The following is a 24,415-nucleotide window of genomic DNA, read 5'->3' as shown; positions in this document are numbered from 1 at the left end:
CCTGACGTCTTTGTACACTCCCCCTAGCCAAGAGCGGCGCCAGGCGCGCGATCGGGATCAGTACGCGCGTCAGGTGCATAACTGACACTGGCCAGGTTCTCCACATATGTTCGTACCCGGCGTGCGTCCTCGCGTTGAGTGAGCGTAGAAGGCGGGTCTCCTAGCAAGCTATCCGCTATTACCCCGTGGCGTTCCCGGTAGGCGGCGACCGCGATCGCAGCATCTCGCCACTCGCGCCCGCTAGTGCCAGGTCGGCGCCTTGGTAGGTGGCGCGTCCAGGGGTGGCGTTCACGGAGAGCTTGCGCGACAAGAGTGCTGGCGCGGCGTTCGATGAGCTCGGCACGCCGATCAAGGGCTTCACGAACGTCTTGCGAGAACTGCCCCTGCGCTTGTGGAATCAGCCCCGCGACCCGATTCCGGCTGGTGGGTGTGCGGGTGGCTGCACGGCCGAGTCGGTCGTGCAGGACGGCAGCGATGTCGTCCGCGTCGTACAGGCTCCTGGTGGCTGCGATCCGGGGCAGGAGGCGGTAGACGTCGTGGCCGTCTGCTTCGGCTCGGCGTAGTTCGGCGCACAGTGGCCCGAACGCGTCGGACTCCACGACCTGGGCGATGTCACGTCGGGTGAAGCCTTTCCCGGCCAGGGCGTGCGCGATCAGATGGGTCCAGCGGGGTCGCTGGGCGTGGGTGGCGATGGCGTCGTACTCCGCGGCGAGCTGTGCGATGGAACCCCAGCGGTGTTTCTCGTCGTGCCGGGTCTGGTGTGCGGAGGGTTCGGCGCCGACGCGGTGCAGGATGCCCGCCAGGACAGTGCGGGCCGCGTCGAGGTCGGGCAGGTCGGGGTCGATGTCCGCGCCGATGGCGTGTTCGTGGTTGTGGTTCCGGTCGGGCTGGTCGACGGGCACGAACACGGTGTTGGTCACGCGGCCTCGGGTGAGGGCGACGTACAGGTTTTCCCGGCTCATGCTCGGGCTCGCGACTGTGTATGCGGTGTCGACGGTGAGGCCTTGGGCGCGGTGTGCGGTGATCGCGTATCCGAGGTCGACGTGCTCGGCCACGTAGGCGGCGGGCAGGCGGACTGTCTGACCGCTGAGTTGCTGGCGGTGGGCGTTGCGGGCATCGGTGTGCGCGTCGGGGTCGATGCGCTGCGCGGTGGCTGACCCGTCGTCGTGGACGGTCGTGATCTGCCAGCGGTCGCCGTTGCGGACCCATCCGGCGTGTCCGTGGCGCAGGGTGCGGTCGTTGCGGCGGGTGAGGATGAGGTCTCCGGCTGAGGCGCGGGTCTGCCCGACCAGGCGGACCATGCGGCCGTCGGAGACGCGGCCGGTCAGGACGCGTTCGGCGCGGGCTCGACGGTTGAGTTCGTTCATCGTCGCGGTGTCCGGCACGACCAGCACCGAGGACAGTCCGGCCTCGGTGTCACTCTTCCACGCGGCATAGGCGGCGTCGGTCATGTCCTCGGTGGTGCCCGCCTGGATGCGCCCGTGCTCCTGGTAGGTGGTCAGGATTCCGGGGTCGCCGTCGCGCAGCCGGAGTGTGGCGTGCTTCTCCCAGGGTGCGTGGAAGCGGTGGACCTCGGTCAGCGTCGGGACGTCGCCGGTCGTTCGGGCGCGCTCGTTGGTCAGGAGGGTCAGGGCTCCGCCGGTCTCTACGGCGGGGAGCTGGGCGGGGTCGCCGACCAGGAGCACCTTGGCGCCGGCCTCGACGGCGGCACGGGTCAGGCGGTCCAGGGTGTGCGTCCCGGCGAGGGATGCCTCGTCCACGATCACCAGTTGCCCGGCCGTGAACTGGGCGCGGTCGTGGTGGTGGCGGGTGAGCCACATCGCGGTGTTCTCGCACTCGATCCCGAGTTCGGTGCCCAGGACGTCAGCAGCGGCCGCAGAGGGCGCCAGACCGACGACGGTCCCGGGGCCGTGCTGCCCTTCCCATAGGGTGCGCAGCGCGCGCAGGGTCGTGGTCTTCCCGGTCCCGGCCGGACCCACCAGCAGGTCCAGGCGCCGCCCAGAACCAGCCACCGCCGTGATGGCCTCTGCCTGCGAAGGGTCGAGCACACAATCCCGGGCACTCTGGTCCAGGACCGCCCGGAGGAACTTGGTTCCCAGGGCTGGTGCGGTGTGGTCGCCCATGAGCCCCAGGAGGCGTTTCTCGGCGTCCAGGACGGCCTGGGAGGTGAACACGGTCGAGTGCTTGGGCCGCAGGGTGCTGGACCCGTCCGCGCGCTGCATACCCAGGGGTGTCGGAGCCAACTCCGGTGGGGTCAGGGTGACCGAGCCGCCCTCGGCTTGGGCGACGATCCGGGCCACGACTTGGACGCGGTCGTGGTGGGTGGCCATGCGCCAGTGCATGGTCTGGCGTTCGGCTTCGGCCCACAGGTTCCAGTGCTTCCACGTGGCCCGCTTGTCCCCCACCACACCCAGCACCACCGAGGCCGCCATGTCCACCACGTCCTGGGGAACATCACCGGACGTGAACACCCGGCCCGGTTCGGCCAGAGCAGCGGACAGAAGTCCCTGCGCCCACGCGGTCGGGTCCTGGCCCAGGATGCGCGCAGCACGCTCCTGCCACTGCGTCGAGAGGTCGGCCAGGGACTCGATGGTCTTGGGCGGGCGGGTCTCCAAGGTGGCCTGTTCCCGCAGCCGGTTGATCGTGCCCGGCGCCGGGGTACGCCCGTGCTTCTCCCGGTAGTCGTCGATGAGCTGGTCGGCGCAGTGCTCGATCTCGGCCGACCGGTTGGAGAACTCCTCGATCAGCTCGTCACTGACGCCGACGATCTCCATCCGCGGGTTGCAGTCCTTGCCCCGGACGCGTCGTTCCCACTTCAGACCGAGGGCGCCGGTCAGCCGGTCGGCCAGGACGGCGTTGTAGTGCTCGCTGAACGCGACGTTCGCGTTGAACAACGCTCTCGAGTCCAGGGTGCGCCACTTGCCGTCGACCAGGGCCCGAACCTTGTTCGCGATCACCAGGTGCGTGTGCAGCTGCGGGTCGTGCGCACGCGAGTCCCAATGGTCGTACGCGGTCGCGATCACCCCGGAGACGTCCACCTGCATGATCGACCCGTCCCCGGCATCGGTACCCATCCTCGTCGCGGCGATGTGCTCCTCAATGAACTTGATCGTCTCGGCCATCGCCGCCCGGTGCGCACCCAGGATGATCGCCTGCGTGTTCCGGTCCGAGAGGCCCCACAGCACCGAGACCGACTTCGCTGGGGAGAACGTCAGATCGAACCCGGCGACCGCTGTCCGCTTTCCGGCCAGCGTCTCGTCCCGCACGATCGCGTCCACCGCGGCCTTCCGGTCCGCGGGGCTCAGGTTCGGGTCCAGGGCAGCGGCTCGGTTCTCAATCCGCTCACGCAGCGGCACGATCTTCGGGTAGGCCCGGCCCAAGGGCTCGGTCGTGACCGGGTCCCGGCCTGCTTCCAGGAGCCGCTGGAGCTGGGTGGTCGTCACGCGGTCACCCTGGACCAGTACGCCGCCGCCGAGGTCCGCGACGCCGCTTCCGAGCCAGTACCCGGGTGGGGTGCCCACTGCCGTGTAGTACGCGGTGACGGGGTCCAGGCCGAGCTCGTCGCCGAGGTTCGGGGCGCCGCAGTCACCGTTGGCCACCGAGCCGGTCAGGTACTCGGTCCCGTTGCCGACGCTCATCGGAACGATGCTCACCGCCACGACGAACCACCACCCTTGGGGTGTGCGGGCGAGGTGTGCGGGCCGCCGACCAACGGTGCCGAAACGTACCAACGCCAACGGTTCCGTCGCTCCTCAACTGCCTGAGGTGTGCTGCGTTGCCAAGTGACCAACCCCGCGTACGCCGTCGCCCGCCTGCAACTTGCCAGCCTCGTGCCGTAGTCCGTTCTGCTGCCGTTGCTCGGTGCACATGCTGCATGTGTCCAGCTCGCTGCAACGTGCGTCTGCGTAGTCACGTAAGCCAGGTAGGAGGGGACAGCGGGGTGGGGCCCCCGGGCGATGCCCCACTCTGTGGCGTCGGACGTCTCGGGGCGCATCGCCGGGGCGGGCCGGTGCGGGCCGGTGGCGTTGCCGTCAACGGCAACGGGGCCCGGACACCGAAGTGTCCGAGCCCCGTTTTCATGCCTTTCCCTGCGGGAGGGTTCAGGCCGCTGTGCGCTTGGCACCAGCCGCCTCCTGCTCCGCCAGCCACGCCAGCACCTTGGAACGCCGATAGACAACCCGGCGCTGGCCGAGCCGGAACGACTCGGGTCCCTTCCCGATATGCCGCCACCAGCGCAGCGTGTTTTCCGGCACACCCAGAAGGTCAGTGACCTCCCGCGTGCGCAGTAGCGGATCAGATTCCATGACGACCAGTCTCCTTGGTTGCAGAATTCTTGGAGATTTATTTCATCATGATTTCTACTGGCAGTCAACAAGATTCGCCGATATCGTTGGCAGTGTGGCAGACCAACGAGACGTCCAAGTTGGACAGAACCTCACCAAGCATCGCGGCGCCGTCAGCCAGCAGATGCTGGCCGGCTGGATGCGCGAACGCGGGTGGAAGTGGTCCCAGGCCACGACGTCCGCCATCGAGAAAGGAGAACGTCCCCTCAAGTTCGTTGAGGCAGTCGATCTGGCGGCTGTCCTCGACATCCGCACCGAAGACCTGCTCGCAGAGCCAGAGCTAGCCACAGCATCACGCACCGTGGCAACCAGTGCTCGACAGACCACCGAACTGGCCAAGCGAGCACTGGCAGCGTCCCTCGCGTTCGAGCGCGAGCGCCGAGCCCTGGACGACGCGATCGACACAGCCGTCAAGGTCCCCGGATGGGATGCCCTGGCCGATGTCGAACAGATCGGTCAAGCACTCACGTACACCACCCGCGCCATCGGTGACGTGGCTCACGAGCAAGTGCAACTAGAACGCGATGGTCGGGCGAACGCCGAGGTCGCTGACCTCTATCGAGCGATCCTCGGTGTCCGCGAGCGCGTCTGGTTCTCACCCGCCGACTGGCGCGCCGAACACGGCATCCGCCTCCGCGAAGACCCCCGAGAACTCACCAACCCCGACACCCCACAGGAAGGAAAGGCCGATGGCCTCCATCAAGAAGAGACCGAACGGTAAGTGGCGAGCCCGCTACCGCGACGCCGACAAGCACGAGCACTCCCGTCATTTCGACCGCAAGGCCGACGCTCAGCGTTGGTTGGACGAGGTGACGACCAGCATCGTCACCGGGCAATACGTCCACCCAAAGGCCGGTGACATCACGTTCTACGAGTACGCGGAGACCTGGCGCGCAATCGCCAGCCACCGGACATCGACCGCCGATCTGGTCCGGCGCCACTTCACTAACCACGTGTACCCCGCGATTGGCCAGAAGCGGCTCAAGAACATCACGCCGTCGGACATCAGGTCGCTCGACAAGACGCTGGGCGAGAAGTTGGCACCGGCGACAGTCGTCGTCATTCACCGGTACGTCTCGGCTGTGCTGGCGTCAGCGGTGCGTGACCGCAAGATCGCAGTGAGCCCGACGGTCACGGTTACAGCGCCCAAGCCCGGCAAGAAGAAGGTCGTGCCCCTCTCGACGGAGGTCGTGTTCAGCCTCCGAGACGTGGTCCCGGACCGTTACCGGGCGCTCGTGGTCACAACCGCAGGCACGGGACTCCGGCAGGGCGAGGTCTTCGGACTCACACTGGATCGAGTCGACCTCATGCGGAGGACCATGACCGTTGACCGACAGCTTGTATCCGTCAGCGGTGCTCCCCCTGCGTTCGGCGAACTAAAGACTGAGGCCTCGGAGCGGGAAGTCCCGTTGCCACAGACGGTGGTCGATGCAATCGCCGCACACCTCGCCACCTATCCGACTGGCCCGGACGGACTCATCTTCACCAACTCCGAGGGCGGAGCGCTCCGCCGCTCTGGCTTCAACGAGATCTGGACGGCAGCACGGCGAACAGTGCTCGCGGCATTCGCATGGCTGAACGCCTCACCTGAGGACCGGGTCGGATCGGTCGCGAAGGCTCTCGGAACGTCAACCGCCAAGGCGGGTGCGCTCGTTGTCCAGGCGCGAGCAGCGGGCCTCGTCCCGCCCGACGATGCAAGCCCGACGCTGATCGAGTCAGCACGAGCAGCGCTCGGCGACCTCCCCCGGGGTGCCATGGTGTTCCACGACCTGAGGCACTACTACGCGAGCCTGCTCATCCGGCGCGGAGCGTCGGTGAAGGTCGTGCAAGCGCGTCTCGGACACAAGTCCGCAGCCGAGACGCTGGACACCTACTCGCACCTGTGGCCGGACGACGACGACCGGACCCGCGACGCGGTGGACAGTGTCCTCGGCGCAGTTCTTGCGGACTCTCTGCGGACTGCGCACCCCGTCGCAGCCTGAATGCGCTGGTCAGAGCGTTAAAAGCGGACGAGCCGGTCTGTACGCCGGGTTCTGTTCCCGCGCCGGGTTACCCCAACGCAGGCGACGGCCATCCATCTAGGCCCTGCGTTGCCGCAGGGCTCGAGCGGTCTACCCAACTGTGCTTCTCCGAAGAGAATCGGGCGGGCAGCCCTCAAACACAGTCTGTCTGACCTTGCTCCAGGTGGGGTTTACCTAGCCGCTGCCGTCACCGGCAGCGCTGGTGGTCTCTTACACCACCGTTTCACCCTTACCCCCGGTCCTGAGACCGAGGGCGGTCTGTTTTCTGTGGCACTGTCCCGCGGGTCACCCCGGGTGGCTGTTAACCACCACCTTGCCCTGTGGAGCCCGGACGTTCCTCGGCGGGCGCCCGAAGGCACCCAACGCGACCGTCCGACCGACTCGTCCGCAGGTAGAAGAGTACCTGCCCGGAGAACATCCGCTCAGACGTCGACCCGGTAGCTCAGCGACAGCTCGTCGCCCGACATCCCGCGGATTCCCCAGTTCTCCTTCGGGCTCTCCAGGATCACGATCTCCAGATCGTTCACATCCAGCCCGAGTCGCGGCGCGACGTCGTCGTACAGCGCGGCGATCAGCGCGCGCCTGGCCTCCCGGCTGCGGCCGGTGAAGCAGACGATCTCCACGACCAGGTAGGAGTCCGAGCGCGGGGCGACCAGGTCGCCGTCGTCCAGGAGGAGGAAGCGGTGGAACCGCTTGTCCGCCGGGAGCTGCCAGGTGCGCACGAGCGCCTCGTGCAACGCGTCGGAGATCTCCGCGCGCCGCTCGCCCCATACCGACCGGTTTCCGTACACCTTGACCTGGGCCATGCTCGCCAACCTACCGAGCCATCCCGCCCGGCAAATTAGGCTGAGCGGGTGATGTTGCTCCTCCCGCCCTCCGAGGGCAAGACGCCGGCGCCCGACGGCGCGGCCCCGCTCGACCTGGGCGCACTGGTCCACCCGGAGCTCACCGAGCGGCGCGAGCAGGTCCTCGCGGATCTCGCGCGGGTCAGCGCCAGGCCCGATGCGACCACCGCCCTCGGGGTCAGCGACGGCCTCGCCGACGAGGTGGCGCGCAACACGGCGCTCCACGACGCGCCGTCGGGCCGCGCGGCGGAGGTGTACACCGGGGTCCTGTACGCGGCAGCAGGCCTGGCCACCCTGCCGGACGGCGCAGCGCAGCGCGCCCAGGCGAGCGTGCTGACCTTCTCGGGGCTCTGGGGAGTCGTCGCGCCTGGTGACCGCATCCCCGCCTACCGGCTCAGCATGGGCGTCGGCCTGCCCGACGTCGGGCGGCTCGCCACGTTCTGGAAGCCCGCCCTCGCCGAGGTGCTCGACGCCCGGGCCGCCGGTGACGTCGTCGTCGACTGCCGGTCCGCCACGTACGTCGCCGCCTGGAAGCCCCGGACGACCGGGGACGGGGCCGCCGAATGGGTGGAGGTGCGCGTGCTCCGCGAGACCGACGGCAAGCGGACCGTCGTCTCGCACAACGCGAAGCACACGCGCGGCGTGCTGGCCGGGCACCTGCTGCGCCGGGAGCACGAGGCCCGGACCAGCGAGGACGTGCTCAAGGCCGCGCAGGAGCTGGTCGGATCCGTGATGCTGACCGAGATCGGCTCGGGCAAGGACCAGACGCTGATCGAGGCGAACCTCCTGGAGGGCAGGCCGCGCGGCCCGCGGACGCTGGAGCTCGTGCTCGCCTGAGCACAACCTCGGCAAGAGGTCTGGCGCCCGCGCCCATAGAGCGGTTGGATGGCGGCTCATGAGCATCATCCAGACGGGCGGCAGCGACGTCGCCGGAGGCAGCAGCCTGACGGGCGCCAGAGTCGCAGTGGCGGCGGCGTTCTTCGCGCAGGGCTTCGTCTTCATCAGCCTCACCACCCGCCTGCCACGGTTCCTGGAACGGTGGGGGCTCGACGAGGTGACGCTCTCGCTGCTGCTGCTCATGATGGTGCTGCTCGCCGGCGTGGGATCACTCGTCACAGAGCACGTGGTGCGGCACTCCGGCAGTGCGCTCATGCTCCGGCTCGGGCTGCTCCTGATGGTCGTGGTCGTCCCTGCACTCACGCTGGCCCCCGCGGTCGGCGTGTTCGTGGGCGCGATCGCCGTCTACGGCCTCGCGCTCGGCCTGGTCGACGCCACCACCAACATGCAGGCCGTCGATCTTGAGCACCGGTACGGCCGGCCGATCCTGCCGTCGGCCCACGGGTACTGGACCACCGGTGGCATCAGCGCCGCCGTCATCGCGCTCGCCACAGGGCACCTCTCCCTCACGGTCGGCGTGTTCGTCGCCGTGGTACCGCTGGTGATCGCGTTCGCGCCGTACCTGCCGCGGGTCGCACGGGAGCCGCAGGGTACACCCGGGATGTCCTACGGCGGGGCCGGCCTGACGCGGCCGGTCGCAAGCCCTGTGGTGGCTGCTGCTGCGGGACCGATCCCGTGGCGGCCCATCTGGCTCGTGGGATCCGGGCTGGTCGTGTTCTACATGGCCGATACCGCCGCGGCCGCCTGGGGCCCCGTCCTCCTCGCGCTCGATCTGGGCGCCCCCGGCAACCTGGTCGCGCTCGCCACCCTCCCCTACCTCGTGGCCTCGATGGTGGTCCGCCTGGCGGGCGGTCTCCTCGTGACCCGGTTCGGCGTGGTGCCGCTGCTCCGCATCGGGGCAGTCGTGGCGTTCGGGGCGCTGGCACTGGTCGCGCTCGCGCCGTCCTGGCCGGTGGCGGTGGCGGGCTTCGCGGTCCTCGGGGCTTCGATCGCCCTCGTGGCGCCGCTCAGCTTCTCGGCAGCGGGACGTATCGCTGCGGTTTCGGCGGCAGACTCGGCAATCGGCGGCTCGGCGACCGGCGGCCCGGCGACCGAGCCCGACCGCGCCCGCACCGACGCCGTGATCGCGCGCTTCAACCAGTTCAACTATGTGGGTGCCCTGCTCGGTGCGGTGCTCACGGGGTTGGTCGGGGCGTTCAGCCTACGGATCGGGTTCATCCTGTCCGCGGTGCTGGTGCTGGCCCTGATACCGCTCGCGCCGGCTTTCGCCCGAGGAACGCTGCGCCGTCCGGGGAGTGAGCCGGTCACCGACCCGGTAGCCGGACACTAGCGCGCAACGTCGTGGGGAAGGACCTGCTGCCCAGGTTTGGTTGCCGAGAGTAGACGTTGTCTACGGACAGCAACACACTCTGCCCGCGAGATGTCGCCCCCGGCAGCCCGTCACCGCCTCCGTCACCCCGCGGGTCCCGTTCAACCGTCGGTGGGGACGCCGACGGCGGTCACCTCGGTGGTGCCGTCCTCCCACAGGCGCACGACCGAGAGCGAGGCGGGCGGGACACGCAGCCGCGCCCAGTGTGACGCGGGCGCACCCAGCGCCTGCCCGACGGCGGTGCGGATCTGCGCCGCGTGGCCCACCGTCACCACGGTGCGGTCCACGCCACCGGCCAGCAGGTCGGTGAGCCCGTCCCAGACCCGGGCGCCGAGCTGCGCGTAGGACTCCCCGCCGGGCGGCACGAACGTGCCCGTCGAGTGCCACTGGGCCAGCTCGCCGGGCCAGCCCTGCTCGATCTGCGGCGCGGTGAGCCCGTCCCACTCCCCGAACCGGCACTCGGCGAAGCGCTCGTCGGTGGAGACGTGCAGCCCGAGCCGCCGTCCGACGGCGGCAGCCGTCTCCTGGGTCCGCGCGGTCGGCGACGCGACGAGCGCCGTCGGGCGGGGCAGGTCCGGCCACAGGCCGCCGCTGCGCATGCCGCCCGTTGAACCCGCTCCGGTGCGGGCCGCGCGTCCGACCCGGAAGACGGCGTCGGCGGCCTGCGCCGCCTGCAGCCGGCCGCGCGCCGTCAGGGACGGGCCCGGGCCGTCCGACCCGGAGTATGCGGCGGCTTCCGTCAGGGCCGTCACCCCGTGCCGGACGAGCACCACGGTGAGCGGGAGGGCGCCGTCGAACCGGGTGGCCGCGGCCGGCGGACGCCGGTGGGTGTCGAACCCGGGCGCTTCGCTCATCCGGCGGCAGCGCCGGTCTTCGCGCCGGCGACGCGCACCAGGATCCGGCCGCACTCCTCGCAGCGCACGACCGCGTCGGGGGCCGCGCTCCTGATGGTTGCCAGGTCGGCCGGCGGGAGATCCATCCGGCAGCCGTCGCAGCGGTTGCCGTTGAGCAGCGCGGCGCCGGTGCCGCCCTGCTGCACCCGGATCTTCTCGTACAGCGTGACGAGGGCCGCGTCGAGCCCGTCCACCGCCTTGGCCCGCTCGCCCGCGATCGCCTGGATCTGTGCGTCGATCTCGGCCCAGCCGGCGTCGCGCTCGGCCTCGACCTTCGCCTTCTCGGCGACGAGCTCGCCGTTGGCGGCCTCGACGGTCGACAGCGCCTCCTCGTGCGCCTCGAGCCGCTCCATGACGTCGAGCTCGACCTCCTCCAGCGCTGCCTGGCGCGCGGCGAGCGAACGGAGCTCGTCGGTGAGCGCGACGGCGTCCTTGGCGCCGACGCCACCCGAGTCGAGCCGCTTCTGGTCCCGGTCGGCGCGGTTCCGGACCTGCTCGACGTCGGACTCCGCCTTGGTCAGCTCTCGCCTCAGGTCGGCCACCCGGGTGCGCGACTCGACGAGCGAGGCGCGCAGGTCCGCGATCCGGCCGTCGAGCTCGGTCAGCCTCGCGAGCGCCGGAAGGTTCTTGCGCTGGTGGGCGAGCTGCTGGACACGGGTGTCGAGCGCCTGGACGTCCAGCAGCCTGCGCTGGTCTTCGAGTGGTGCAGTAGCCACGAGGGCGTCCTCTCGGTCGGGTTCTGGGGGCTGTCCAACGCTACCTCGCGCGTGCCCGCGCGGAGTCCACTCGGTGGGCGGCTCAGCGGGCGGCTCAGCGGGCGGCTCAGCGGGCGGCTCGGCAGGCGGCTCAGCGGGACGGGACCTGGCCCGTCCAGGGGTCGGTCACGAGCTCGCTGACGCGCGCCTCGACCGCGAGCCCGTCCGCCGCGAGCGCCGCGGCGAGGTCCTCGACGGCGTAGCGCAGCCAGGGCCACTCGCTGGCGTAGTGGGCGGTGTCGACGAGGAACGGGGTGCCGGAGGGGCCGTCGGTCCCGGCCGCGCGGGCCTCGAACTCGGCCCGTTCGCGCAGCTCGGAGGCCGGGTGGTGGCGCAGGTCGGAGGTGACGTAGACGTCGGCGTCGGCCGCGCGGACGGCGTCGAAGTAGCCGTCGCCGGAGCCGCCGAGGACGGCGGCCGTGGTCACGACGGCGTCCGGGTCGCCGGAGAAGCGGATGCCTTGTGCGGTGGCGGGCAGCGCTGCCGCGACGCGGCGGGCGAAGTCGGCGAGGGTGGTGGGTTCGGCGAGACGTCCGACGCGGCCGATGCCGCGCTCCGTGCTGTGGCCGTCGGGCTCGCCCGCTGCGCTCACCTCGAGGGGACGCCGGTCGGTGATGCCGACGAGGTCGGCGAGGGCGTCCGCCACGCCGCGCGGGGCGGCGTCGGCGTTGGTGTGCGCGACGTGCAGGGCGCAGCCGCCGGTCAGGAGCCGGTGCACCATGGCGCCCTTGAAGGTGGTGGCGGCCACGGAGCTCACGCCGCGGAGGAACAGCGGGTGGTGCGTGACGAGCAGGTCGGCGCCCCAGTCCAGGGCCTGGTCGACGACGGCGGTGACCGGGTCGACCGCGAACAGCACCTTGCGCACGGGTGCGGCCGGGTCGCCGGCGACCAGCCCGACGGCGTCCCAGCCCTCCGCCGTCGACGGCGGGTAGAGGCCGTCGAGGGCGCGCACGACCTGGGCCAGCGTGGGGGGTGTGGTGCCGGGCGGTTCGGGTGACGGGTCGGGCACGGGGGCGTCGCTGCTGCTCACGGATCGCAGCGTAGTACGGGGCCTCCTACCAGGCCGTTCACCAGGCGAAGGGGGCGTGCTCTTGCTACGGTCATTCACTTGTGGGGGACACCGTCAATCACCGCTCCGGCGGGCCTATGACCATGCGCGCCAGGATGCTCGCTTCCATCCGTGAGCGCGTCGACATACGAGACCTTGTGCCGTCCCGGGCCGACTACGACCTACGGCCCCGGACCCTGCGCTCGGATCTCCTGGCAGGCATCACGGTGGGCGTCGTCGCCCTGCCGCTGGCACTCGCCTTCGGCGTCAGCTCCGGGGTCGGACCGGCCGCCGGGCTCGTCACCGCCGTGGTCGCAGGGATCGTCGCAGCGGTGTTCGGCGGTTCGCACGTGCAGGTCAGCGGCCCGACGGGTGCCATGGCGGTGGTCCTGGCGCCGATCGTCGCGCACCACGGCGTGAGTTCCGTGGCGCTCGTGACACTGCTCGGCGGGGCCATCGTGCTGGTCTGCGGCCTGCTCCGGCTGGGCCGGGTGGTCACCTACATCCCGTGGCCGGTGGTCGAGGGCTTCACGCTCGGCATCGCGGCCATCATCTTCCTGCAGCAGGTGCCGGCCGCCGTCGGCATCACTGCGGAGACCGGGCACAACACGCTGATCACCGCCGTGCGCTCGGTCGGGACGGCGCTCTGGCCGTCGGGCGCGATAGTCGACGGCAGCGTGGTCGACGGCGTCGTGCACGGCGGCGGGACCCCCACCTGGATCTGGACCCTCGGCGTGGTGGCCGTCGTCGCGGCGGTGATGCTCGTGCTGCCGCGCGTGGCCAGCGCGCTGCCGGCGTCGCTCGTCGCCGTCGCGCTGGTGACCGTGCTGGCGGAGGTGCTGGACGCGCCCGTGCCGCGCATCGGTGAGCTGCCCAGCTCGCTCCCGTTCCCGGTGCTCCCCGACGCGACGCCGGACGCCGTCCGCGAGCTCGTGGGCGCGGCCCTCGCGATCGCCGCACTCGCCGCCATCGAGTCGTTGCTGTCCGCGCGGGTCGCCGCCGGGATGTCCGCGGGGCGTCCGGCCAAGCGCGGCGGTGACGGCTCGGCCGACGCCGGGGAGCAGACCCGCGACCAGGGCACCGGGCCCTACCACCCCGACCGGGAGCTGGTGGGCCAGGGCCTGGCGTCGCTCGCGAGCGGCGTGTTCGGCGGTATCCCCGCGACCGGCGCCATCGCGCGCACCGCGGTCAACGTGCGCTCCGGGGCCCGCACCCGCCTGTCCGCCGTCGTGCACGCGCTGGTGATCCTCGCCGTGATCTACCTGGCCACGGGGCCGGTGGGGCGCATACCGCTCGCCGCGCTGGCGGGGGTGCTCATGGTGACGTCGTTCCGCATGATCGGTGCGGCGACCATCCGCTCGGTGCTCACGTCCACGCGTCCGGACGCGCTCACGTTCGTGGTCACCGCCGTCATCACCGTGGCGTTCGATCTCATCGACGCCGTCCAGATCGGCCTGCTCGTCGCCGCGTTCTTCGCGCTGCGGGCCGTGGCGGGGGCGACGTCGGTGCACCGCGAGCCGCTGCCCGGTGTCGCGCACGAGGGCGACGAGCGCATCGCCCTGTTCCGGTTCGACGGCGCGATGTTCTTCGGGGCGTCCGACCGGATCCTCGGCGAGGTCACGGCGCAGACGGAGACGGTAGAGGTGGTGATCCTGCGCCTCTCCCACGTGCAGCTCGTCGACGCCACCGGGGCCCGCGCCCTCGCCGACCTGGTGCTGGAGCTCGAGCGACGCGGCGTCATGGTGCTGGTCAAGGGCGTTCAGCCGCAGCACCGCAGGCTGCTGGAGGCCGTGGGTCTGCACCGGATGCTGCGGCACGAGAGCCACCTGTTCGCCGACCTGCCCGCGGCGGTCGAGCACGCCCGTTCGCATGTCCGGCAGGCACAGACGGCATAGGCTCGTACCGTGACCGAGCCAGCACCCCGCATGAACGTCGAGTCCTTCAACCTGGACCACCGCGCCGTGGCCGCCCCGTACGTGCGCCTCGCCGACCGCAAGGAGCTTGCGGCCGGAGGCGTGCTCGTCAAGTACGACGTGCGGTTCACGCAGCCCAACGTCGCGCACCTCGAGATGCCCGTCGTGCACTCGCTCGAGCACCTCTTCGCCGAGCACTCGCGCAACCACTCCGACGCCGTCCTGGACTTCTCCCCCATGGGCTGCCAGACCGGCTTCTACCTGATGCTGCAGGGCGAGCCCCCCTACGAGGACGTGCTGCGCCTCATCGAGGCGACGATGCGCGACATCGTCGCCGCGACCGAGGTTCCCGCCGCCAACGAGGTGCAGTGCGGCTGGGGTGCGAACCACACCCTGGCCGGCGCGCAGGAGGCCGCTTCCGTGTTCCTGTCGGCTCGCGGTGTCTGGTCCCAGGTGTTCGCCGACGGCGCCCCCGGCGAGGCCTCGGCTGCCGACGCCGCCGAACGCGACGCGGCCGCCCGTGCCGCAGCTGCGCGCGACGCGGCCGCCGAGCAGTGAGCGCGGGAATGCCCGTCGCCGTCGTGCTCGTGGCGATGGACGACGAGGCCGCGCCGTTCCTCGACCTCGCATCCGAGGTGGGCGAGCCGGAGCGCGTTGGCCGTGCCGAGCTCCGGCACATCACGCTTGCCGGACAGCCGGTCGTGCTGGTGCGCAGCGGTATCGGCTTCGTCAACACGACGGCCGCAGGCACGAGCACGATCCTCCGCCACGGCGTGGACGTGCCGCTGATCAGCGCGGGCAGCGCAGGCGGGCTCGGCAAGGACGTCGCGGTCGGCGACGTGGTGCTGGGCTCGCGCCTCGTCAACGCGGACGCCGACGCCCGCGCCTTCGGGTACGTGCTCGGCCAGGTGCCCGGCATGCCCGAGGCGTACGACGCCGCGCCACGCCTCGCCGGCGCCGTCCGGCAGGGCGCCGCGACCGTCGCGGGTCAGGTGCTGCGCGAGGGCACCATCGGCTCGGGCGAGAAGTTCGCCACCGCCGACCTCGCCCTACGGCTCCGCGCCGACTTCCCCGACATGCTCGCCATCGACATGGAGTCGGCGGCGCTCGCTCAGCTGTGCCACAACTTCGGCGCCGAGTTCGTCTCGGTGCGGGCCGTCTCCGACCTGTGCGCGCCCGACGGCACCGAGTTCCTCACGCATGTGGACGACGCGGCACTGCGCTCGGCGCAGGTGGTCACGGCGACGGTCGGGCTGCTCGCGGGCTGAAGGGCTCGCCTCTGGCCGCTGCTTGCCTGGCCGCTGCTTCCCGGACTGCTGCGACCCGGTGTCAGCCCTTGCCGTCCGCGTAGCTCTCCGTGACCGCGACGCTGAGCGGAAAGTCCACCGGGAAGTCGCCGAAGAGCAGGCGCCCGGCCTCGTCCGCGGCGGCGCGCACCTCGAGTGCGACCTGCTCGGCGAGTGCCGCCGGTGCGTGCACCACTACCTCGTCGTGCAGGAAGAACACCAGGTGCGGACGCCTGTCGAACGGTGCCGGCGCCAGCCCGGGCGCGACCTCGGCAGAGGCCTCCCCCATCGCCCAGAGCCGGCGGCGGATGGACGCGATCCAGCACAGCGCCCACTCGGCGGCGGTGCCCTGGACCACGAAGTTCCGCGTGAACCGTCCCCAGGACCGGGTCTGGCTGCGGGCACGCGACTGGGCGTCGGCCCCGGCGTCCTCGTCGAACGCGGAACCCTGGACGGCGGCCCACGAGTCGCCGGGCAACGGGGAGCTGCGGCCGAGCCGCGTGGTCACCCTCTCACCGCGCTCGCCCGCCCGCGCCGCACGTTCGACCAGGTCGATGGCCTGCGGGAACGCGCGGGCCAGCCGCGGCAGCACCTGTGCGCTGACGCCGGTGGTACCCCCGTACATGGCGCCGAGCATGCCGACCTTCGCGTGCTCGCGGGAGTCGACGGCGCCCGTCGCGACGATCCCCGCGTACATGTCCGTGTTCGCACCGTCCTTGCTGCGCCCCGCGGCGGCCATGCGCTCGTCGCGGGCCAGGGCGGCCAGCACCCGGGGCTCGAGCTGAGCGGCGTCGGCGACGACGAAGGTCCAGCCCGGATCGGCGGTCACCGCCCGCCGGACGTTGTGGGGCAGCGACAGCGCGCCGCCTCCCGTGCTGGCCCAGCGGCCCGTGACCACCCCGCCGACCACGTACTCCATCCGGAACCGGCCGTCCGGGGCCCAGGTGTCCAGCCAGTTCCAGCCGTTGGCGGTGTAGAGGCGGTAGAGGCCCTTGTACTCGAGCAGCGGTGCGATCACCGGATGATCGAGCTTCTCCAGCTCCCACTTGCGCAGGCTCCGGGCGCCCACGCCCGCGTACTCCATGGCGCGCAGCAGGTCCGGGTGGGAGTCGGGGTTGAGCGTCGGCGGAGCGTCGATGGCCTCGCGGATCCGGTGGGCGAGCGCTTCGAGCTTCGCCGGGCGCGCACCCGGCCGGGGGCGCGGGCCGAGTGCCTCCGTGAGGATCTCGTCGTGGATGTCGCCGCGCCACGGCAGCCCGGCATGGTGCATCTCGGCGGCCGCGAGCGCACCGGCCGACTCGGCCGCGAGCAGGAGCCTCAGGCGGCCGGGTTCGGTGCTGTCCTTGAGCGCCGCGAGCTGGGCGGCGAGCTCGGCGGCGGGGTCGAGGGTCTCGCCGTTCCCCTGCCCAGCGCTCGGCGCTTCCGGGCCGCTCGGCCGCTCGTCGCCCTCGCGCCGGCTGTTCTGGTCGGTCCCGGACCGGGTCGGGGGTGCGGCGATCTCGCCGAGGTCGAAGAGCGGTTCGGCGCCGGGGTGCCGGTCGGGACGGAGCAGCGCGGCCGCAGTCGGCCCGCCTGGTGGCGGGACGGGCGCGAGGCGGTCCCACGCGCCGGGGCCTGCCTCGGCGAGCGCGGTACGAGCCGAGAGCACCGATGTGCGGAGGACCGCGTGCGCGAGGCGCAGGTCGTGCGCCCGGTCGACGCGGACGCCCTCGGCGAGCAGGGCCGGGTACCAGTTGTTGGTGTCGTCCCAGGTCCAGCGGACCTGGGACGACTCTTCGGTGGCCACCTCGCCGGCCAGGCCGGCGGTGTCGATGATGCGCGGCTCCCCCGCGGGCACACCGGAGTCGGAGACCGGCCGTAGGCCGGTGCCCGAGGGTTCCCGCGAGATCACCGTGTGCATGGGCCCAGTCTGCACCGGCCCACTGACACTCGACCCGACGCTCGGCGGTGGCGGGCGGTCAGCCCGCGACGTCCGCCACCGCACGGGCCCTGCCCACCACGAAGGCGGCGTGCAGCACGGTCGACGGGGTCAGCTCACCGTCGAGCAGTCCGCCGGCCGTCCGCTCCAGCGTCGCGAGCCCGAGATCCCTGGCCAGGGCGCGCGCCTGCTCGACGTCGGACCGCTGCCGCACCGTGAGCACCGGCCGTCCCGTCGCGGCCGCCGCGACGAGGACGTCGCCGAGCAGCAGCGTCACCCGGCGCACCGGGGTCGGCGGCGCGGCCACCGACCGGACGGTCTTCGCCGACGCCGCCTGCGCCCTGAGCTTGCGGATGCGCCGGCGCCAGAAGTCCCAGTGGCTGCTCTCGAACGTCCAGGCCGGCGTGATGGTGGGGCTGACCAGTCGGATCGCGCCCTTGTCGCGCACGAACAGGCCCACCGGCTCGTCCCGGTCCTCACGACGCTCGATGGTGACCGCGACCAGCTTCGACCTGACGGACAGCAACGTCTGCACCGCCTGTTCGCTCGTCACGGGCAGGCGCAGCGCGCGCTCCTCGCCGTCCGACGTCACGATCGTGAGCGTCAGCTCCTGCCGCACCTCGTCGATCCCGATCTCACCGACGTCGCGCACCAGCACGAGCCGCACGTTCGCCGGGCGGCGCCCGAACCCGACGACGTCGCGCGGCGCCACCCCTGCGCCCGTCCGTTCCGCGATCTGCTGGAGCTCGGCCAGGTCGAACCCGTCGCCGTCCAGACGGTCGATCACCGGAGTCCCGCCAGCGCCCAGGGTGCCGTCGGGCTTGGCCCGCACCGCGGTCAGCCTGAGGGCGCCCTCGGACAGCGTGCTCAGGGACCGGCCCCACAGCAGCGGGCTGGTCCAGCTGCGCTGAAAGCTGGGGTCGGTGCCGGACCCACGGCCTGTCACGGCCTGCCGGACCTGACCGGCCTCCGTTCCGGACGAGGTGTTGGCCTCGCTGTCCCAGCCCAGGTAGGCGAACCCCCGCGAACCGCTCGGCGAGTTCCACCACCGGGCTCCGAGCGGCACCCACCGCGTGACGTCCAGCTCCTCGTCGTCGGTGCGGCTCCCGGCTCCCGTGGGCCTCGCGTGGTCCTCCCCGCCGGCGGGGGCGTTGCCGCCGCCCGTGTCCAGGGCCCGCTGCAGCACCTCTGCCATCGCCCAGACCTCGGCGAAGGCATCGAGCAGCTCGGACTCGGTGACGGCGTCGTCCCGCCCGGCCAAGCCGCTGACGAAGCCTGCCGTCACTCGCAACAGGCCGACGAACCGCACGCCGCCGACCCCACCGGGCTCGACCTGCTCGAACCCGGCCAGGCGGACCCGGCCGGCCAGCGCGAGGATGGACTCGGCGTCGTCCGGACCGAGGTGGGACAGACCGCCCGACATGAGCCGTCCGACGACGTCGCGCACCTCCGCGAGCGCCTCGCTGCGGCGACGCAGCACCGCCTCGGACGGTCCGCGCGCGGCCGCCGTCCGCCGGGCCCCGGACGCCGTCGCGCCCCCTGCTGCGCTCTCCGGTCCGGGACCGGGGGCCGTGGGCAGCGACTGCGCGACGACGGGCGCCGCATCCTGCGGCGGCGTCTCGGGCGCGACCTCGGCGGCCCACAGGCAGGCGGTCAGGACGTGCTGGCACACCCCCGCCGTCGGGCAGTCGCAGGAGACGGCCGCCGGGCCGCGGACATCCACCCGCACCGACGCCCCGGACACGCCGAGCACCGCCCCCTTCGGGTCGTGGGACAGCTCGGTCACGCCGTCCTTGGCGGCGTAGTCCTTGCGAGCGCGGCGCAGCAGCCCGGCGTTGCCGAGCGCCTTGAGCGCGTCGTCGTCCAGGCCCGCGTACAGGGCGGCCCAGGCGAAAGTTCTCTGCACCCTCGTCGTGGGCTCGCTCATGAGAGCACCTCTCCCAGCCACTCGGCGAACCGTTCAGGGGTGAGCGCGGCGACCTCCATGCCGCACTCGGCGAGGTGCCTGGCGGTGCCCTGGTCGTAGACCGGCTCCGCCGCCTCGTCCAGCGCGGCGAGTCCCAGCATCGTCACGCCCGACGACGCCATCCGGCGCACCGTCGACAGGAGGCTGGACACGGAGCCGCCCTCGTAGAAGTCGCTGACCAGCGCCACCACCGTGCGCGACGGGTTGCGCACCTGCTGCTCGGCGTGGCGCACCGCCCGTGCGATGTCGGTGCCGCCGCCGAGCTGTGCGGTCATCAGCACGGTGACCGGGTCGTCGGCCACGTGCGACATGTCCACGACCGACGTGTCGAACAGGTAGAGCTGCACGTTGATGCCGGGCAGGCCCGAGAGGATCCCGGCGCAGACAGCGGAGTACAGCAGCGACGGCGCCATCGATCCCGACTGGTCGACGAGCAGGATGACGTCCCAGGTCAGCGTGCGCCGGGCCCGGGACGAGAAGCGGACGTCCTGCACCGTCATGCGGCCCTCTGCGTCGACGCGGCCCAGGTTGGCGCGCAGCGTGCGCTTCCAGTCGAAGTTCCGCGCCACCCGGTGCATCGACCGGCGCGACCGGTCGATGCGGCCGTTGACCGCCGTGGTGAACCGCGTACGCAGCCGCTTCACGATGTCCTCGACGACCCGCTGGATCACGCGGCGCAGACCCGCTGCCGCCTGGTCGTTCAGTGCGCCCCGCACCTGCAGCATCGCGACGGCGAGCTCGCGCGAGGGCTCGAGGGTCTCCAGCGCGGTGTCGTCCTGCAGCAGCTCGGTGAGGCCGTACCGGCTCACCGCGTCGACCTGCATGCGCTCGAAGGTCTCGCGCGGGAACAGGCTGCCCGCCTCGTTGAGCCAGCCGAGCGCGGTCACGTCGACGCCGTGCGGCTGGGACCCACCGAGGCCGGCGCCCCTGCCTGTCCGTCCTGAGCCGTCGCCGCCCTGGCCGACGCGGTGGCCGCGCGCCGTGTACTCGCGGTCGTACAGGTACCGCAGGGACCGTTCGAGGCCCGCGTCCTGCTGCCCCACCGAGAGCTGGTCGGCCGCGTATCTGCCCAGTACGAGCCGCCAGCGACGGGCCGCCTCGTCGTCGGAGACCGACGTCGTGGGTTCGGGTCCAGGCGTCCCGGAGCCGGTGGTGCTCATGCTTCTCCTCGTGTCGTATCGGCTCCGGGGCCGCCGGTCCAGTGGGCCAGCCCGTCGCGCTCCAGCACCGCTGCCAGCTCCTGGTCGAGGGCGAGGCCTGCCGCCAGGTCCTCCTCGGACAGCGCGACCCGTACGTCCACCTGGTCCACCCGGGCGCCCGTGCGCTCGGCCACTCGCTTCGCCAGCCGGTGGGTCTCGGTGGGGCGCAACCAGGTGAAGGCCCGCCGCAGGTCCGGCAGGACGGCCAGGAACGCGTCGCCCTGGAGGGCGCGCAGGGCGTCGTCGACGGCGTCGAACATCTCGGGCGTGTGCAGGATCAGGTCCGGGGCCGCGCGCATCACGCCGCCCAGGAACCGCACCGCCGTGCCCGGGTCCGCGCCGGCGGTCAGTGCACCGCGCACCCGGGTGACCAGGACGTCGTCGGGCACCTCGCCGTCGGTGAAGCCCAGGGCGAGCAGGGCGCCCGCCACGGCCGGCGCGGTATCCCGGTCGTCGCGCAGGCGCGCGAGCTCCCGCACGACGGCGGTGCGGTTCTCCCCGCCGGTTCCCCCGCGGTCGTCGTCACCCGCTGCGGCCGCGTCCCGGAGCAGGGAACGGAGGTCGATCAGCGTGCCGATGGCGGCGTCCTCGTCCTCGGCGCGCGTCCTGCCCAGGTCGCTGACCAGGTAGGCGGCGGTCGCGAGCGCCTGGCTCACCAGGTCGAGCAGCTCGCGCGCGTGCTCCTCGGCGCCGAGCTCCACCCGGGCGTGCCACAGGCCGAGCAGGCGCCGCGCCCCCGACACCACGGATCCCAGGTCGCGGTCGGTGTCCAGGGTGGTGCGCAGCAGCGAGACGATCCGAGGCAGGTGCGCGCCCATCCCGATCACCAGCGTCTGCGCGACGAGCTGGGCGAGGGCGTCGACAGTCGCGGCTGCGGCCCCGGCTCCCGTTCCGGCATTCGCTCCGGCCGCGGCCCCGGTTCCTGTGCCCGCCAGCCGGGCCTCCGCCTCGTACAGCCGCGCGACCGCAACCGCGTCCAGCGTCGCGCCGAGGTGCACCATCTCCACCAGACGCGCCTCGACGAGGGGTGTCCAGCAGTACTGCCACTCCTCGGTGATCAGGCCGAGCCCGCGGCCCGACACATGGTCCGGACCGGAGACGAGCTGCCCGAAGCCGGCTCCCACGAAGTCGAGCAGCGCCAGCACCTGGCGCTTCGCCCGGTGGGACGCCGTCCGGCGCGCGTCGAGACGGGTCGTACGCGGCACCGAGTCGTCGATGACGAGCCGCACGGCCCGCACCCGGTCCCGGACGTCCCGCACGAGGGGCGGCGACGCGCTGCCCGGCGGCACGTCGCCGAGCGACCGGCCGCCGAACACCTCGGCGACGGCCAGCCCCAGCGGCCGCTCGGGCTCGCCCGGTCCGCCCACGCCGCCGTCGTCCTGCACGTAGCAGGACCGCACCGCGTCCAGCAGGTCGGTGCGGCACGGGAAGCTGCGCTCGCGCAGCTCCGCGAGCCGCACGGCGGACTCGGCCGCCGCGCCGACCTGCGGCAGGCTCACCCCGTGACCGCGGCCGGCCGCGCTGCGCGCGACGTCGACCAGGATCTCCGTGGCGAGGGCGCGGGCACCGATCGGACCAGGTGTTGCCGAGGCCGGGTGCGACACCAGCTCCGGCGCCAGGCGCAGCTCCCGGAGGTGCGCCGCGTACAGCCGCTCGTAGTAGCCGGGCGACGGCATGCCCGCGCCATAGCCGCGCAGGCCGTCGAGCCGCTCGTGGTCGTAGCGGACCAGCCACGCCTCACCCTGCGCCGGCGGGCCGAAGCCGCCCTCGGGCTGCCTGTCGCGGACCGGCGCGCCCTCCGGCGCACCGGACAGCGCCTCGACCAGCGCGAGCGTGTGGAACGCGCCGGTCACCACGAGCACCGGGCCGGCTCCGCCGCCGGCCGTGCCGTCGGTTGTGCCGGCGGCCAGGCGGTCGGCGGACAGCCGGTCAACCGTCTCGGCGATCCTTGCCGCCATCCGCGCCTCGCGGTCCAGCGAACCCTCGCCGGCGAGCACGCCCTCCTCGTAGTCGAGACGCGCGAGCGCCGACCATGCGAAGACGTCGTCGAACACGGTCCGCCAGTCGGCCAGCTCGGCGCTCGGCCGCGCCTCGAACAGCTGGTCCCAGACCTCGTCGTGGTCACGGCAGCCGAGGCGACGCGCGAGCGCGGCGATGGCCTCCGAGTGCGCCAGGTACCGCTCGGACATGAGGGTCCGCGCAAAGGGGTCGGGTCGCGCGGTCCCGCTCCCGGCGCCGTTCTCGATGCCGTCCTCGCCTGACCCTTCCTGGTCCGGCGCGGCAGAACCCGCGAGCGCCCGCTCGGCAGCAGACCGCTCGCCGAAGGAGCGGTCGACGAAGGCGAGCTCCGCACCGACGGCGTGCCCGGCGCGCAACGCCACCCACTCCGGGGAGAAGGACGCGAGCGGGTAGAAGCCGGCGCCTGCCGGCTCGTCCTCGGCGGCGCGAGCCCGCACGCCGCCGCCGGGCCCCGACCCGGCGCTCGAGCCCGAGCCCGAGCCCGAGCCCCCAAGACTCAGCACCGCGATCGGCGGCCGCGTCTCCTCGTGCAGCAGGTCCGGGATGAGCCGCGTGAACTCCTCCGGCCCTTCGATGAGGACCGCTGCCGGGCGCAGCTCCTCGATCGCCGCGCGCACCGCCACCGCACAGGCGGGGCTGTGGTGCCGCACCGGTGCGAAGTGGATACCGCGCTCGTCCCGCAGCCGGCCGACGGCGTCAGCGGCCGCGCGCAGGCGCTCGGGTGCCAGCTCCCGGACGACGTCCGTGCGCCGGCCCGTGCCGACACCCGACGCGACGCCGCCGCTCACCGCCGTGCCGCTCACCGCCGTGCCGCTCACCGCCATAGCGGCTCTGCCGCCGTGAAGAACGCCTTCCAGCGCTTGTCGTTCCGGGCGCGCTCGCGCACCACGTTGTCGACGTAGTGCCGCAGCCGGCGGGCGTCCTCCTCCTCGCCCTTGAGCGCCACCCCGGAGATCTGGCGCGCGACCTCCGCCGCGGTCACCGTGCCGTCACCGAGGTACCGGGCCTCCAGGGACGCGGCGACGGCGACGTTGACGGCCTCCGCCGTGGACATGACCGTCTCGGGCCGCTTCACGGGCGCGCCCTCGCGCGTGCTGCCGGTCCGCAGGTCCTGGAACACCGTGACGAGCACCTCCAGGACGTCCAACGGCACGGCGGGCCTGCCGCTGTCCGGCCCGAGCTCCGCCTCCAGCTGGTGCTGCACCAGCTCGATCTCGAACGCACGGTCGCGCACCGGGGCCACGGTCTCGAAGCTGAACCGGCGCTTGAGCGCCGCGGACATCTCGTGCACACCGCGGTCCTTGAGGTTCGCCGTGGCGATCACGGTGAAGCCGGGCCTTGCGGCCACGCGGGCGTCGGGCCCGAGCTCTGGGACCATGAGCTGCTTCTCCGAGAGGATCGACACGAGCGTGTCCTGGATCTCCGGGGCGCAGCGCGTGATCTCCTCGAAGCGCACGACACGACCCTCCCGCATACCCGTGCAGACCGGCGACGGCACGAGCGACCGCTCGCTCGGCCCCTCGGACACCAGGAGCGCGTAGTTCCACGAGTAGCGCACGTGGTCCTCGGTGGTCCCGGCGGTGCCCTGGACCGTCAGGGTCGATGTGCCCGACACGGCCGCGGACAGCAGCTCCGACAGCATCGACTTCGCCGTGCCCGGCTCGCCCACCAGCATCAGGCCCTGCCGCCCCATCAGCGACACGACCGCACGGTCCACCAGCGGGTCGTCGCCGTAGAACTTGCGCCGCACCCCGAGGTCCTCGGAGCCGATGATGAACGCCCGCACGGCACGCGGGCTCAGCCGCCAGCCAGGCGGCCGCTCATGGCCGCGCTCGGTGTCCCAGGCGTCGAGCGCTGCGAGCTCGCCGGCATAGCGGACCTCGGCGGGCGGGCGGATCTCGGCCGAGGTGGCGGTCTCAGTGATGGTCATGACTTCCTTCGGT

The 24,415-nt window shown here is 72.4% G+C and carries 17 protein-coding genes, 1 other RNA gene and 1 pseudogene; 7 read left to right on the top strand and 12 right to left on the bottom strand.

The window, feature by feature from the left end; genetic code table 11:
• Nucleotides 1-23: 23 nt before the first annotated feature.
• Both mobF and AB0I32_RS07895 read right to left on the bottom strand, forming a co-directional pair.
• Nucleotides 24-3,638: a MobF family relaxase gene (mobF, locus tag AB0I32_RS07900; RefSeq protein WP_357504580.1), complete on the bottom strand. Its 3,615-nt coding sequence runs from the start codon at nucleotides 3,636-3,638 to the stop codon at nucleotides 24-26.
• 462 nt (nucleotides 3,639-4,100) lie between these two features.
• Entirely contained in the window at nucleotides 4,101-4,304 is a 204-nt protein-coding gene (locus AB0I32_RS07895) for a helix-turn-helix domain-containing protein (protein WP_357504578.1), read from the bottom strand.
• Here AB0I32_RS07895 and AB0I32_RS07890 point away from each other — a divergent pair.
• Together AB0I32_RS07890 and AB0I32_RS07885 are read left to right on the top strand one after the other, a co-directional pair.
• Nucleotides 4,303-5,064 carry a hypothetical protein gene (locus AB0I32_RS07890; RefSeq protein WP_357504577.1) on the top strand — a complete coding sequence of 254 codons (762 nt, stop codon included), beginning with the start codon at nucleotides 4,303-4,305 and terminating at the stop codon, nucleotides 5,062-5,064. The genes AB0I32_RS07895 and AB0I32_RS07890 overlap by 2 nt on opposite strands.
• Nucleotides 5,033-6,325, top strand: a complete 1,293-nt coding sequence (locus AB0I32_RS07885) for a tyrosine-type recombinase/integrase (RefSeq protein ID WP_357504575.1) — start codon at nucleotides 5,033-5,035, stop codon at nucleotides 6,323-6,325. The genes AB0I32_RS07890 and AB0I32_RS07885 overlap by 32 nt, the downstream gene beginning before the upstream one ends.
• Before the next feature lie 24 nt (nucleotides 6,326-6,349).
• Here AB0I32_RS07885 and rnpB read toward each other — a convergent pair.
• Nucleotides 6,350-6,748, bottom strand: an RNA gene (gene rnpB / locus AB0I32_RS07880) — RNase P RNA component class A.
• A 38-nt stretch (nucleotides 6,749-6,786) separates the two neighbouring features.
• On the bottom strand, nucleotides 6,787-7,170 hold the full coding sequence (locus AB0I32_RS07875) for a tautomerase family protein (protein WP_357504573.1): 384 nt from the start codon (nucleotides 7,168-7,170) through the stop codon (nucleotides 6,787-6,789).
• 48 nt (nucleotides 7,171-7,218) lie between these two features.
• Between AB0I32_RS07875 and AB0I32_RS07870 the strand changes: the two genes are divergently transcribed.
• Nucleotides 7,219-8,046, top strand: a complete 828-nt coding sequence (locus AB0I32_RS07870; protein ID WP_357504571.1) for a peroxide stress protein YaaA — start codon at nucleotides 7,219-7,221, stop codon at nucleotides 8,044-8,046.
• Between the two features lie 58 nt (nucleotides 8,047-8,104).
• Nucleotides 8,105-9,436 (top strand): MFS transporter, encoded by a 1,332-nt coding sequence (locus tag AB0I32_RS07865; RefSeq protein ID WP_357504569.1) that lies wholly within the window; start codon nucleotides 8,105-8,107, stop codon nucleotides 9,434-9,436.
• A gap of 140 nt (nucleotides 9,437-9,576) precedes the next feature.
• On the opposite strand, the gene AB0I32_RS07860 is transcribed toward AB0I32_RS07865, so the two are convergent.
• The 3 genes from AB0I32_RS07860 to AB0I32_RS07850 all read right to left on the bottom strand — a co-directional run bounded on the left by AB0I32_RS07860 (nucleotide 9,577) and on the right by AB0I32_RS07850 (nucleotide 12,153).
• The gene (locus AB0I32_RS07860; RefSeq protein ID WP_357504567.1) at nucleotides 9,577-10,329 is read right to left on the bottom strand and encodes a histidine phosphatase family protein; all 753 of its coding nucleotides are present in this window, start codon (nucleotides 10,327-10,329) and stop codon (nucleotides 9,577-9,579) included.
• Nucleotides 10,326-11,084, bottom strand: coding sequence for a C4-type zinc ribbon domain-containing protein (locus AB0I32_RS07855; RefSeq protein WP_357504565.1), 759 nt, complete (start codon nucleotides 11,082-11,084; stop codon nucleotides 10,326-10,328). Before AB0I32_RS07855 ends, AB0I32_RS07860 begins: the two co-directional genes overlap by 4 nt.
• Before the next feature lie 130 nt (nucleotides 11,085-11,214).
• Nucleotides 11,215-12,153, bottom strand: coding sequence for a Nif3-like dinuclear metal center hexameric protein (locus AB0I32_RS07850; RefSeq protein WP_357504563.1), 939 nt, complete (start codon nucleotides 12,151-12,153; stop codon nucleotides 11,215-11,217).
• A 134-nt stretch (nucleotides 12,154-12,287) separates the two neighbouring features.
• On the opposite strand from AB0I32_RS07850, the gene AB0I32_RS07845 reads away from it, so the two are divergent.
• The 3 genes and pseudogenes from AB0I32_RS07845 to mtnN all read left to right on the top strand — a co-directional run bounded on the left by AB0I32_RS07845 (nucleotide 12,288) and on the right by mtnN (nucleotide 15,352).
• Nucleotides 12,288-14,066 carry a SulP family inorganic anion transporter gene (locus AB0I32_RS07845; protein WP_357504560.1) on the top strand — a complete coding sequence of 593 codons (1,779 nt, stop codon included), beginning with the start codon at nucleotides 12,288-12,290 and terminating at the stop codon, nucleotides 14,064-14,066.
• A 30-nt stretch (nucleotides 14,067-14,096) separates the two neighbouring features.
• Nucleotides 14,097-14,546: pseudogene (locus tag AB0I32_RS07840) on the top strand (S-ribosylhomocysteine lyase); the annotation flags it as partial.
• A gap of 104 nt (nucleotides 14,547-14,650) precedes the next feature.
• Nucleotides 14,651-15,352, top strand: a complete 702-nt coding sequence (mtnN, locus tag AB0I32_RS07835) for a 5'-methylthioadenosine/S-adenosylhomocysteine nucleosidase (RefSeq protein ID WP_357504558.1) — start codon at nucleotides 14,651-14,653, stop codon at nucleotides 15,350-15,352.
• Between the two features lie 61 nt (nucleotides 15,353-15,413).
• On the opposite strand, the gene AB0I32_RS07830 is transcribed toward mtnN, so the two are convergent.
• Genes AB0I32_RS07830 through AB0I32_RS07810 form a run of 5 tightly spaced genes read right to left on the bottom strand, consistent with a single transcriptional unit; the run spans nucleotide 15,414 to nucleotide 24,402 of the window.
• Nucleotides 15,414-17,270, bottom strand: coding sequence for a bifunctional 3'-5' exonuclease/DNA polymerase (locus AB0I32_RS07830; RefSeq protein ID WP_357504556.1), 1,857 nt, complete (start codon nucleotides 17,268-17,270; stop codon nucleotides 15,414-15,416).
• Between the two features lie 58 nt (nucleotides 17,271-17,328).
• On the bottom strand, nucleotides 17,329-19,215 hold the full coding sequence (locus AB0I32_RS07825) for a hypothetical protein (RefSeq protein WP_357504554.1): 1,887 nt from the start codon (nucleotides 19,213-19,215) through the stop codon (nucleotides 17,329-17,331).
• Nucleotides 19,212-20,414 (bottom strand): VWA domain-containing protein, encoded by a 1,203-nt coding sequence (locus AB0I32_RS07820; protein WP_357504552.1) that lies wholly within the window; start codon nucleotides 20,412-20,414, stop codon nucleotides 19,212-19,214. The genes AB0I32_RS07825 and AB0I32_RS07820 overlap by 4 nt, the downstream gene beginning before the upstream one ends.
• Entirely contained in the window at nucleotides 20,411-23,290 is a 2,880-nt protein-coding gene (locus tag AB0I32_RS07815; RefSeq protein WP_357504550.1) for a DUF5682 family protein, read from the bottom strand. The genes AB0I32_RS07820 and AB0I32_RS07815 overlap by 4 nt, the downstream gene beginning before the upstream one ends.
• Nucleotides 23,287-24,402, bottom strand: coding sequence for an AAA family ATPase (locus AB0I32_RS07810; RefSeq protein WP_357504548.1), 1,116 nt, complete (start codon nucleotides 24,400-24,402; stop codon nucleotides 23,287-23,289). Before AB0I32_RS07810 ends, AB0I32_RS07815 begins: the two co-directional genes overlap by 4 nt.
• Nucleotides 24,403-24,415 lie beyond the last annotated feature (13 nt).

The organism is Promicromonospora sp. NPDC050249, assembly GCF_040656015.1.
Lineage (GTDB): Bacteria > Actinomycetota > Actinomycetes > Actinomycetales > Cellulomonadaceae > Promicromonospora.
Note: the sequence above shows the minus strand (reverse complement) of the source record. Positions and strands in the feature narration are given on the sequence as shown.

Bases quoted from the DNA above. Each gene is read 5' to 3' on its own strand.
- mobF (WP_357504580.1), bottom strand. From the start codon at position 3,638: ATGAGCGTCGGCAACGGGACCGAGTACCTGACCGGCTCGGTGGCCAAC.
- AB0I32_RS07890 (WP_357504577.1), top strand. From the start codon at position 4,303: ATGACGACCAGTCTCCTTGGTTGCAGAATTCTTGGAGATTTATTTCAT.
- AB0I32_RS07895 (WP_357504578.1), bottom strand. From the start codon at position 4,304: ATGGAATCTGATCCGCTACTGCGCACGCGGGAGGTCACTGACCTTCTG.
- AB0I32_RS07885 (WP_357504575.1), top strand. From the start codon at position 5,033: ATGGCCTCCATCAAGAAGAGACCGAACGGTAAGTGGCGAGCCCGCTAC.
- AB0I32_RS07875 (WP_357504573.1), bottom strand. From the start codon at position 7,170: ATGGCCCAGGTCAAGGTGTACGGAAACCGGTCGGTATGGGGCGAGCGG.
- AB0I32_RS07865 (WP_357504569.1), top strand. From the start codon at position 8,105: ATGAGCATCATCCAGACGGGCGGCAGCGACGTCGCCGGAGGCAGCAGC.
- AB0I32_RS07860 (WP_357504567.1), bottom strand. From the start codon at position 10,329: ATGAGCGAAGCGCCCGGGTTCGACACCCACCGGCGTCCGCCGGCCGCG.
- AB0I32_RS07845 (WP_357504560.1), top strand. From the start codon at position 12,288: ATGCTCGCTTCCATCCGTGAGCGCGTCGACATACGAGACCTTGTGCCG.
- mtnN (WP_357504558.1), top strand. From the start codon at position 14,651: ATGCCCGTCGCCGTCGTGCTCGTGGCGATGGACGACGAGGCCGCGCCG.
- AB0I32_RS07830 (WP_357504556.1), bottom strand. From the start codon at position 17,270: ATGCACACGGTGATCTCGCGGGAACCCTCGGGCACCGGCCTACGGCCG.
- AB0I32_RS07825 (WP_357504554.1), bottom strand. From the start codon at position 19,215: ATGAGCGAGCCCACGACGAGGGTGCAGAGAACTTTCGCCTGGGCCGCC.
- AB0I32_RS07820 (WP_357504552.1), bottom strand. From the start codon at position 20,414: ATGAGCACCACCGGCTCCGGGACGCCTGGACCCGAACCCACGACGTCG.
- AB0I32_RS07810 (WP_357504548.1), bottom strand. From the start codon at position 24,402: ATGACCATCACTGAGACCGCCACCTCGGCCGAGATCCGCCCGCCCGCC.